We start from the raw sequence: 11373 nt of genomic DNA, 5'->3' as shown, positions 1-11373 counted from the left end.
CTGCTCGCTTACCTCCCCGCCCGAGTGGGCGAGGGTTCACGCGGATTTTTTTGCTGATCGACCTTGATCTGCTTCGAATCGGGGTAGCTAAAGCTGTCGCGCTGACTACGCAACCGGCGCGAACAGCAGCGCCAAGTCTTCCTCATCGAACAGCGGACCGGCGCTGTGGCGCTCGGCGCCGCCCTCGAGGATCGACGCGGCGAGATCCGCCTTGCGCACCTGCAGATCCAGGATGCGCTCCTCCACGGTGCCGGCACACACCAGCTTGTAGACGAACACCGGATTCATCTGCCCCATGCGGTGGGCGCGGCCAGTGGCTTGAGCCTCTACCGCCGGATTCCACCAGGGGTCATAGTGAATCACGGTATCCGCGGCGGTCAGGTTGAGCCCGGTGCCGCCGGCCTTGAGGCTGATCAGAAACACCGGGATTTCACCCTGCTGGTAAAGTGCCACACGTTGGGTGCGGGTCTTGCCGGGGGTATCACCGGTCAAGGTGGTATAGGCAATGCCCTCCTTGTCCAGCGCGTGGCCGATCAACCCGAGCATCTCAGTGAACTGCGAAAAGATCAGGATGCGCCGTCCCTCCTCTACCAACGGCGGCACCAACTCGCGCAGCTGCTCCAGCTTGGCCGAGCGCTTCACCTGGCGAGCACTGTCTAGCTTGACCAGCCGCGGGTCGCAGCACACCTGGCGTAGCTTGAGCAGGGCGTCGAGCATGACGATGCCGGAGCCAGCCAGCCCACGCTCGGCCACCGCCTGTTGCACCCGCTGGTGCTGGGCCAGGCGGAGGCTCTCGTAGAGCTCGCGCTGGGCGCCGCTCAGGGTGACCTCACGACGGGTCTCTGTCTTCGCCGGCAGCTCGGCCAGCACCTGCTGTTTGGTGCGCCGTAGCATCAGCGGGGCAATCCGCCGCGAGAGGCGCTCACGCAGCACCACGTCCCCCTCCTTCTCGATGGGCGTGCGGAAGCGCTGGCCAAACCACTGCCGGCTACCCAGCGCCCCGGGGGCCACGGCGTCCAACTGAGCCCACAGCTCGCCCAGATGGTTCTCCAAGGGCGTACCTGTCATGGCCAGGGCGCGCCTGGCATTGAGTTCCCGCACCGCGCAGGCGGTCTGGCTGGCGGCATTCTTGATCGCTTGGGCCTCGTCGAGTATCAGCAGGCCGAAGTCGTGCTCGCGCAGGCGTTCCAAGTCGCGGATCAGCAGCGCATAGGTGGTCACCGCCAGATCGGCATCGGGCAGAGACTCATCGAACTGACGCTCGCGCTGGGCCTTGCCGCCCTGCAGGGCCACCACCTTAAGCTCGGGGGCGAAGCGTGCCGCCTCGACGCACCAGTTGCCCACCAGGCTAGTGGGTGCCACCACCAAGATCGGGCGCTCCAGCTCCCCTCGGGCGCGCTCATCGAGCAGGTGCGCCAACACCTGAACCGTCTTGCCCAGGCCCATGTCGTCGGCCAGGATGCCGCCGGTGCCAAGCTCCGAGAGAAAGCGCATCCAGGCGATGCCGCGAGCTTGGTAATCGCGCAGCTCGCCGGCAAACCCCGGCGGCGCCGGCAGGCTGGCGGGCAGCTCGCGCAGGCGCCGGGCCAGGGTAGTGACGTCCTCGCGCCCCGCCCACCGCTCGTGCTCGGCCAGGGGCGCCACCCTCTCGGCCGCGGTCAGCGGCAGGCGCACGGCCGCCTCCGGGTCGCTCTCGTCATTGAGCCAGTCAAGGATGGGTGCCATCAGCGAACGTAGCCGCGCCAACGGCATCACCAGGCGACGGTTATCTGGCAATGTCAGCGACCAGGTGGCGTCCTCGGCTTCGTCGTCGGCGGGTTCCAGCGGGAAACGTGGATCCTTGAAAAGGCGCCGCAGGATCGGCAGCAGGTTAAGGCGCTCCCCCTCCACCTCGATATCCAGCGCCAGGTCGAACCAACCGTTGCCGGCCGGCTCCAACTCTCCATACCAGTCATCCGGCTCGACAGTGTTGGGCTCTTCGGGGAAGTCGTCGCTGAATTCGACCAGGCAGCCTGCCTGGCGCAGCCGAGTGATCATCTCCCACCAGTCGTCAGGGCCGGCCAGGTGGGTCGGCCACTCAGCGGCGCTGCTCGGTGGCGTGCCCTCCAGGGGCAGTAGCAGCGTCCACTCAGGAAGCTCCAAGTAGGCGGGCACCGCCTCGATCTGCTGCAGGCGCTCCAGGGTAACCATGCCGTGGGGTAGCGTCCGCACCAGTGCCAGTTCCGCCTCGGGGCTCCGCATTACGGTGAGGCGCTGGCCGTCACGGAAAGCCTGGGCGCTTTCGCCCTCCTCCGGCGGCACCTCGATCCCGTCGTAGTCAAAGCCCACCACAGCGGCCCCCACCTCGATCCAGCGCGGCACCATGGCGCCGTAGCGATAGCCCAGTTGCCCGGTGGCGACCTGCATGGTCACTTTGAGGCGTGGCGCCACCCCATCCAAGGTGCGCTCCTCTACTGCCTGGGGCGCTGGCAGCCGATCGGCCAGGGCCGGTGTCTGGTACAATCGCTCGGAAAGCCAGCCACTCATCTCCGGGGGCAGCGGCGGCGCCCGACGCAAGCGCATCAGCAGATCGGGATCGCCCTCCAGGCGCCCGAAACGGCCACGTTCTTCATCGAGATAGCAGAGTTCGGCACCAGCGCGCACGATCGCGGCCTCCGCGGAGATCACCTCCGTCGGCTCGGCATCCGCGCGTAGATGTTGATTACCCTCGGCATCGGGCTCCCAGGCCAGGGTCAGCCGGCAGGTCGGACCCCGATCGAGCATGGCGCCCGTCTGCTTGAGATGGAAGAGCAGCGGCGGCGTGTCGCTCTCCAAAAGCGACCAGAGGGCTCGCGCCTGGTAGGCATGGGCGACAACGCTCCAGCTCTGTTCATTGCCCCCGGCGAACTGGCGACGCTGCTCGCCGAGCATCAGCAGTTCCAGGGCCTCCTCCTGGTCGGGCGTTAGTCCCTGAGGTGGCCTGGGAGAGAGGCTGCCGCCGTGCCGCACCAGGATAGGACGGGGCTTGACCCAACCGTTGCCTCGGCTGCGCTGCTTGGTGGGCCGCACCCACACCGGCGACACCTTGAGGGTGGGCGAACGGGGGTCCGGGTCGATGTCCAGGAATAGCGCCAGGCGGTAGTCATCTTCCAGTCGCTCGACGGTTCGGTTGCCGCCGACCGGCGATTCGAGTTCGGCCAGCCACGACTCCCAGCGCTGCGTCAGCAGGGTCGAGTCGTTACGGGTCGGAATGCCATCAGCCTCAATGCCGTCGATAAAGCCTTGGATCACCGCCACTGCGTGCTTGCACTGCCGCCCTACCGGGCAGCTGCAGTCGCTGACCACACCCATCTCATGGTTGTCGGGATCCACAGCCAGACTCGTCAGGTAGCGACGGCGACCGCTGCCATCCACCTGGGCTCGCAGCACCAACATCTCTTCCTGTTGTTCGAGACGTGTGCCTTCGCACACCCTGCCCTGCCGCGCATAGCCCCGCCCGCGGGTCAGGGAGCGCACATCGAAGCTCCGCTGCCACTGGATGTCCTCCAGGGTGTAGTAGAGCGTCAGGGCGGGATCGGCGAGATGGGCATCCGGCACGGCGTCTCCTCGGCGATAGAGAGTGGGAAAGGTATTTGACCGGAACCCCGATGCCTTCGCAACCGGTTAACATTTCCTCATCCCCGGATAGGGATCGGCGTATGGAAGGGGCTTGAACGAAAAAGGCGCAGCCTGTGGGATGTGTGTGAAAACAACCAAATCCTCACAACACTCACCCCACAGTTGCGCCGATGCCCAAGGTAACGCCTGAACCCGTTTCCGTCGACATCGACTTCACTGACACCCAACTGACCGGCCAGGGTGGCCTGGCCTTCCTCGCTCAGCTGGCCCCGGAGAGCGGCCTGCTGGACCAGTTCGCCCAGCGCATTCGCCTCAAACAGCGCCGGCGTGCCTCCAGTGATGCCGAGATGGTGTGGAGCCTGGTGGCGTCCCTCGCGTCGGGCAATGGTGCCCTCTCCGACCTGGATGCCCTGTGTCAGGATCCGGCCACGGCGCGGCTGCTGGGCATCGACACGTTCCGTCGGGACGGCGCCTCGGTGAATACCTGACGCGCACGGGTGCGGCCGAGCTCGACGCCCTCCAGGCCATCGCGCGTCAGTTGGCTCGGTACGCGGCACCAACGCTCCTGGACCACTTCACTCTCCGACCTGGCTAACGCGCGCCTGGAAGACATAATCGGCCTGTTCCAGGCAGCGAGGTCAAGCGCACGCGGCTACCGGAAAGAGGCCAACTTCATCGCCATGATCTACCTGATTGGCAGCCCCGCGAGGCGGTTGCTGAATCAGGCCAAATCCACATGAAACGACGAAGAGCCTATTTTTTACGCACCGAAAACGACCACAATGTATGGCAGCTAACGGCCAGAAGCAGTCCTTTAGCGAGAGGTCATGTAATGTCCCTCATCAGGCGCGCGGGTAGCGCGTCTTCTGCAAGCAGTTGTTAAGGGATAGTTGGCCAGTTTTCCAATAAATCCTTAATGGACTTCGCAGGTCTCACTAACGCGATGCGCGATATACAATCAAGGGAAAGAGGGCCCGGAATCCCCGCTTCCACGTATGGTACAACCATCTGCGACCAAGCTTCTTCTTTTTTACAAAGACTCCACGGTACGAGCCGTGGGTAAGCAGCGGGCGCGAGAAACAGTATTGCAATCGACTGCGCCTGCGTTGTGACTGGTTTAAGCGGATGGCATTTCCTAAGAGAGAAATCGAACTGGTCATTCTCGGGGTTGCGCAAATCAAAAACCGACACGCATCCCCTGTGCCGAAAAAAACCGTTACTTGCGCAACCGAAAGTCTCCTGCCCAATCCCGGCAGCATCAACTCCTCCGGCCTTACGAATATTACGGAGGTTGGTGAGGAGCGTGACATGGAAAACGCACCGCAGAAGATTCGATTCGACAAACGACTCCACGCTATAACGGTCGATAGTAAAACGCGAAATCTCCATGTCTTACCCCCCTAACACTCTTGAACGCACCTGCTGCCTTTATCTGCATGTCAGCATCGGGTCTTCAGGAGCCGCAACGAATAAGGGTAGGTCATGCGAGCGAAGCGAGCCACGACCTATCCTTATTCGTTAGGCGCTGACACCTCGTGAAGGTGTTCCTCTCTCCTTCCCGCGGCAAACTCCACCGCTCGGTTGTGCGAACCGAGTAGGCGGCGGCCTGCAAGTCAGCAGCAGTGTGCGATTACATCGTGGATACGCCGCCCGCGGGAGAGAACGGTCAGCTCCGAACGCTCGCGGCAGGCTCGCAGTACGAGCGTCTCAAGCCGCCCCTCGCAGCCTTCGTAGACGCGGCGCGCGTCGCACGAGGCTAGCACGAAGCCGCGGAAGCGCCCGTGGCAGTCGTAGAGCACGTCCTCGACCAGGCCGCGGAAGCGATCACCCTTGCCCGGACGGTCGGGCTTCCCGTAGGGAGACTCCACCTCGCCAGGCTCCACCCCGGGCCACGCGTCCGGATCCTGCGGGCGGCCGGAACCGTCGGGGTTGGGGTGCACCTGCGTCGCGTCTCCCCCCAGCGCGTCGAGCTTGAGGCCGAGCTGATGCACGTAACGCTTCATCAGCGGGTACCAGCGGTTGTCGGTCGGGATGGTCTGCACCACGTGGCGCAGCACGGAGAGGTTGCGCGCCGTCTGGTCGATCAGGAGCTCGGCCTTGGAGACCTCGATGCGGAACTCGCACGAGCCCAGGATGCGCCTCGTGCGTCCGCCCACCTGGTGCACGGAGACGCGGTAGACGTCGCCGTACACGACGTCGGACGGCAGCTGGATCGAGAGCAGGGCGGGGATGCGCAGGTCCCTGCCGCCAGGGAGCGGGATCCAGGTCGCGCCGGCGACGGCGATCTTCAGCGTGTGGCGGTCGACGACCTCGCACGCCAGCGGGCTCTGGCGCAGCGCGGCCAGGGCCTGGATCTCGGCGGTGTCGATGTCCGAGAAGTAGACATTCACCTCGCTCCCGCGCGGCAGGTCGTGCCAGCGGAAGATCAGCTCGTCGACGCCGTAGCGCTTGGTGGCGGCGAGCGCGGCGGCGTTCGCCAGCAGCAGGTTGCCGAGGCCGGCGGGGCCCTGGAGCGCCGGCAGCTCCGAGGGCTTGACCTCGAAGGTGTGCAGCACCGTGTGCGACTCCGGGCCGCCGGGGTTGTCGGAGTGCAGGATCGCCAGGTTGCGCTGGCTGAGGTTGTCGCTGGTGCCGGGCGTGGCGCCGACGTTGGTGGGGTCGGGCTCGAAGAAGACCTCGGCCACCAGGCACATGTGCTCGCCGCGCACGAGTTCCTGGATCGAGCGGCAGGACGCCTCCGGCCAAGGGCCGTCGGAGGCCCCGGGTGCGATCGGGAAGCGTTTCTTCGTCTGGTTGATGTCCAGCCAGCAGCCGAAGAAGACGGTGACCTCGGCGCCCGAGGACGCTGGCACGATGTCGAGCACCTCGTAGGTCGGGCTCAGCGGCTGCGTGCTCATCGACGTGGCACCGCTCTGGCCCTGAACTGTCTCGACGCGCTCCGAAGCGAAGAAGGGGATCGACGCCACCTCACCGCCGGCGACGCCCAGGAGCGGCACCGCCCCCGGGGCCGGCGTCGTGCTGCGGTAGGTCGTGCCGGGCTCGAAGGCTAGGCCGGTCGCCGCCACGTTGAACATGCGGAAGAAGCACTTCACCGCCTGCGCGGTGGTGACGGTGGCTCGGTAGCGCACCTTGGCGATCGCGAAGTTGTAGATCGGCTGGAAGAAGAACGGCCCGCCGAGCGACGCGAGGTCGAGCTTGGCCGAGGTCGACAGCGTCCCGAACAGCGAGTTGCCGTCGGTCGATGGCGCGTTCAGCCGGTCCAGGCAGTCGCGCAGGAAGGCGATCGGCTGCCCCGCGACGAGCGTCTCGCCCAGCTTCGACTGCCCCGCCTCGAGGCTGAAGACGCGCACGTCGGTCGAGAGCCACGCGGGGTTGTTGGCACCCGCGTCGATGTCGATCATGTACGGGTTGGGCGAGTGCGTGAGGTCGATCGTCTGCGAGCAGGTGAGATGCCCGAGATGGAACGTCAGCCGCACCGAGCGCCGGTCGGGGAACGTGGCGAAGGGGTCGCCGTTGAAGAAGCGCACGTGGAACGGGAAGGTGATCCGTTGCGCGGAGTCGGCGAAGCCGGGCTCGACCTCCTGCAGGCGGCCCGCCGGGACCAGCGTGAGGTCCGTCGGGTCGACCGGCGCGTCGTTGTCCGCCCAGCGCAGCTCGAAGGTCGGCGACGCCGTGAGCTCGGTGTGGATGAAGCCGTCGAACTGCAGGTAGATGGCGTTGGTGAAGGTCGCTTGCCCGCCGCCGCCGAGTGCCGCCACCTCTTCGGACGAGAAGGTCGAGCGGTCCGTGACGACCGTGCAGCCCAGGTGCGCGACCCGCACGAAGGGAGCCTGCACGCACGGGTTGCCGACGTTGTCGACCACCCAGAGCATGTAGTGGCCGGGGGGCGCCACGTTGCCGCTGGGCGGCGCGGAGAGCGTCAGCGTGTTGCCGGAGCGCGAGTCGATCGTGAGGCCGACGAAGCGCTGGTCGTTGTTCGTCGAGTGCGTGACCGAGCCGTTGCGGATCAGGGCGACGTTGCGCACGTTCGTCGCGGCGCGGTCGACGGTGACCTGGAACGATTGACCGTATCCCAGCACGTCGGGTGAGGTCAGGACCTGGATGCGGTTCGCTACGGCGACGTAGGCGGGCTCGTAGAGTTCGATGTGCTTGATGGCGCGCTTCTTCGTCACGCCGTTCACGTTCACGTCTCCGTCCGGGTCCCCCGACGAGGCGTTCGTGTTGCCGCCCGCGACCCACACCTTACCGTTGGGAAGCAGCAGCGCCGTCGAGTGGTAGTTCCGGGCGTGGGCGGCGCTGCCGTCGACGCTCCAGGCCTGGGCGCCGGAGTAGTCGCCGGCCGCCCAGGCGATGCCGGGGTCGTAGATCTCGGCCTCGAGCACCGGGTCCTCGGGATCGGTCACGTGCACCCCGCCGACGACGCACACGGCGCCGGTGGGCAACAGGACGGCGTTCGAGAAGCGCCGGTCGCGGCCCGCGACCGAGGCATGGCGCGCCGCGGTCGCGCTCCAGGATGGCGTCGCGTCGCCGAGGTCGAGCCGCACCGGAGTCGTGCTGCCCACGTGCAGCATCCGCATGCGGTAGCCCTCCGTGGGCAGGAGCGGCAGCAGCAGCGCCGGCCGGTCCCAGTCGTTGTAGGCGCTGCCCGAGGGCTGCGTGACCTTCGGCGCGACGTAGTCGCCCGACACGGGGTCGAAGGCGGTCGAGGAGTGTGTGCCCTCAGTCGAGCCGCTGAAGTCCGCCGGCATCGGGGTGGCGAAGAACAGCTTGCCGTCGGGCATCGTCCAGCCGCGCGGGAAGAACAAGAAGCGCCGGCCGCCGGACTGCGGCTCGCCGAAGGTCCCCATGATCTTGGGCAGGTCGGCCCAGAAGTTCCCCTGCTGGCTGAAGCGCTCGGGCAGGTTGTTGCGGTGGCGCGAGTCCTGCTGGTCGGGGTGGCCGAAGACGGCCAGCACGTCGCCGTTGCCGAGCGTGTAGAGGCCCGGGTACCAGCGGCCGCCGGAGTGCGGCTCGTCCGGCGTGTCGGGGTTGGGGTTGAAGCGCGCGACCTCGCTCCAGGTGCGGCGGGCGTGGTTGTAGATCCAGCAGCGCCGGTGGCCCAGGAAGTCCAGCGCGTGGCCGTGCACGTCGCCTCCCTCCGGCCACTTCTGCGTGCCGCCGCCGATCAGAAGCCGCCCGTCCCTGGCAAAGACATGGTGCGCGCAGAACACGTCGCTGTCGGGCGAAGGGATCGTGGCGGCGACCAGCGTGTGCGTCGCGACGTCGTAGACGCGCGTCTTGCGAAAGTCGCCGCCGGGTTCCTGCTGGGCGGACCAGTGCTCGTCGCCGCCGAACAGGACAACCTCGCCGGCGGGCCCATTCGGCACCAGGGCGGCATGCACCGCCAAGATTTCAGAGGCAACGATGGAAGACGACCACGGCATGGTTGGCTCCTCCCGCGTGCGAACGCGTGATTCGGGAAACAGCGGCGCCTAACTGCGACATCAGCGCCTAACAGGTATTAGACGGCGCGTTCTAAGATTGGACAAACATACCGGCACGTTTGTCCGGCAAATGCAGCCTGCCAATGTTCACGCAACCCTTTGATGCTTAAAGCTATTAACTGACATTCGGCTATATATCAAAAAATTCGCACGCCTGCTGCATTTTCTGGAACGGCCGCTTAGGGCCAACAGTCCATAATAATCTCATCAGCATAGTCTAAAATTCCACAATCGGCCATGAGCGGACGATCTAAGTTTCCTGATGCACCGCCCGAATTAAGGCGATCCCCGAGGCGGGTTCGGTTTGAATGAACACCCTTTTCAGATGGGCCTAGAACTCTATTGCATAGGTAATAGAGTCATTTTTCTTGAAAACTTCTAGCGCGAACGGTGTTGCCCAAGTGTACAAATCGCGCATAGAGTAGTCCTCGCCGGGCGTTGCTCCGGCTTCAATAAGAGACCTCTCCATGTTCTTTGCCATAATGAGAAGAAGGTCCTCCAAGGTGGTTGCATCTGTGTGGCGGATGTCACGGATAAGTGGTGCAGCCATGTGGAAACTCCTTACAGACTAACAATGATTTAATTGCATAATACTTTATTAACTGAAATACGACTGCGTGCTACAGTCAATACACGAGTACTAATCCCTACCCCTTTAAATTATCAATAAAATATAAATTGTCAGTATGAAGCATTTAGACGGGCCGAATGTATTCCCAAGCATGTCCGCTTCGACCCGCCAACTGACTCAGCCTTCTATCAGTATAGACTAACATTCTTCATTCGGCCAGAAGCGGAAGTTTAGAACATGCTGATTCATTAACACCTGCAGCAGCCTAGGCTTTGTAGTGGAGCCGCTGGCGAAACGAAAAAGTCGACTTGCCTGCGCTTGTTAGACATCGAAGCACCTAAGATCGTTTGACAATGGGAGGCTGAGCTTTCGCTTCACCACTATTACTTCTCCTTCATTGCAAACTTGTATGTCTCGTAGATTTTTACCTCTCCATTCAAATATTGGCGGCTCTTTCCATGTAATTTCTTCATTATCATTCCCTGGCTCCTTCGTCACCTTTACGCATGATACTTTTCTTGCATAAAGCCAGGGATTATGACCACAAATAATTCTATCGCCGTGTGGAACGCCATTTATAACTTTCGAACGACCAGCCTTATAAGGAACTTCCGCTGATCTATTTTCAAGAAACAGCATATCCGAAGCAGATGATGTGGCTCTTAGGTAAATAAATTCCACCAGGTCGCCGACATATTTATCCGACTTCTGAGATGATAATATGGCTACAAGTCGACTTTGGTATTTGAGTTCCTGACTCGTGCCTTCCCACGTTATAACCCATGCCTTCATATAAGTCTTGCCTAACTATTGAATTCAACAGCGAGGGATTATCTCGTCCGGTGGAATGACTTGTTAGCCCTCGGCATCGCGAACCATTCGTAATGCTGAATCGGTGATACGAGTAATTTGTCTTGCTACAGACTCCCAAGCCTTTTGTGCTGCTTTGTCGCCCGATGAGTAGCCCCAGACATTTGATTCACGATGCTCAGCTGCGATGGGAATAGTGAAACTTGACTGTACACCACTGCGATTATCGGTCACCTCAATATCAACCCATGCGCCTCCATTCCACCAACCTTCACCGGCAAAGCTTGCAGCCTGAACAGATGTATTTGAAACGCCACTGATGAAAAGCGGATTCCAAGGGTTGGGTACATTAGCCTGATATGACTGTACGGCTGATGCATAGGCGCTGGCGGTGATTATTCTACTGCCAAACTCAGCCCCCAATTTTACGATTCTGTATTTAATTGAAACTCGACCAACTGGGGTTTCGCTGAAGTACGGCACCCACTCTAGGTTCGGTCCATAAATACGACTCAATTCATTTTCAAGTTGTGTAGATTCCTGATCTTGATTGCCGCCGTCTCGGCCATCAAACACAGAAGCTTGCACTGGCGTGGTAAGTATTAAATCGTGCCGCGGCTGAGCGCCAATCGTCGGTGATATAGAGCGTACCGTAGCGCAGCCCAATAAGACGGTTAGACTCAATAGAATTGGAAAAAATCGCAGCATTGTTACCACCTTATATTAATGGATCATCGGCATTAACCTACGCCTCGTATATCACTTTAGCACGCATACTGCCTTTGGTAGCATGACCGCTTTGTGTCGCCATCTATCTCAACCGCTCCATCAGAATAGCCTGACATTCCCCGTTCGGCCAGGAGCGGAAGTTCAGAAAGAACTGATATAGCGCGGAGCGCACCGGTGGGGTTG

The 11373-nt window shown here is 62.4% G+C and carries 6 protein-coding genes and 1 pseudogene; 2 read left to right on the top strand and 5 right to left on the bottom strand.

Annotation, left to right across the window (positions count from 1 at the left end; translation table 11 throughout):
- Positions 1–105: 105 nt before the first annotated feature.
- Positions 106–3576 (bottom strand): DEAD/DEAH box helicase, encoded by a 3471-nt coding sequence (locus tag FEF15_RS18500; RefSeq protein WP_163560834.1) that lies wholly within the window; start codon positions 3574–3576, stop codon positions 106–108.
- Between the two features lie 191 nt (positions 3577–3767).
- Here FEF15_RS18500 and FEF15_RS18495 point away from each other — a divergent pair, with 191 nt between their 5' ends.
- Together FEF15_RS18495 and FEF15_RS19555 are read left to right on the top strand one after the other, a co-directional pair.
- Positions 3768–4085, top strand: coding sequence for a transposase (locus FEF15_RS18495; RefSeq protein WP_163560832.1), 318 nt, complete (start codon positions 3768–3770; stop codon positions 4083–4085).
- Positions 4086–4190: 105 nt separating this feature from the next.
- Positions 4191–4337, top strand: a pseudogene (locus FEF15_RS19555) (ISL3 family transposase); the annotation flags it as partial.
- A gap of 139 nt (positions 4338–4476) precedes the next feature.
- On the opposite strand, the gene FEF15_RS18490 reads toward FEF15_RS19555, so the two are convergent.
- The 4 genes from FEF15_RS18490 to FEF15_RS18475 all read right to left on the bottom strand — a co-directional run bounded on the left by FEF15_RS18490 (position 4477) and on the right by FEF15_RS18475 (position 11169).
- Positions 4477–4986, bottom strand: a complete 510-nt coding sequence (locus tag FEF15_RS18490; RefSeq protein ID WP_163560830.1) for a hypothetical protein — start codon at positions 4984–4986, stop codon at positions 4477–4479.
- Positions 4987–5210: 224 nt separating this feature from the next.
- Positions 5211–9020, bottom strand: coding sequence for a galactose oxidase early set domain-containing protein (locus tag FEF15_RS18485; protein WP_163560828.1), 3810 nt, complete (start codon positions 9018–9020; stop codon positions 5211–5213).
- Positions 9021–9411: 391 nt separating this feature from the next.
- Positions 9412–9630 (bottom strand): hypothetical protein, encoded by a 219-nt coding sequence (locus tag FEF15_RS18480; protein WP_163560826.1) that lies wholly within the window; start codon positions 9628–9630, stop codon positions 9412–9414.
- Between the two features lie 876 nt (positions 9631–10506).
- On the bottom strand, positions 10507–11169 hold the full coding sequence (locus tag FEF15_RS18475; protein WP_163560823.1) for a hypothetical protein: 663 nt from the start codon (positions 11167–11169) through the stop codon (positions 10507–10509).
- Between the last annotated feature and the right edge of the window lie 204 nt (positions 11170–11373).

Source organism: Halomonas sp. NO4, from assembly GCF_010994375.1.
Lineage (GTDB): Bacteria > Pseudomonadota > Gammaproteobacteria > Pseudomonadales > Halomonadaceae > Halomonas.
This window is presented reverse-complemented; position numbering and strand designations above follow the sequence as displayed.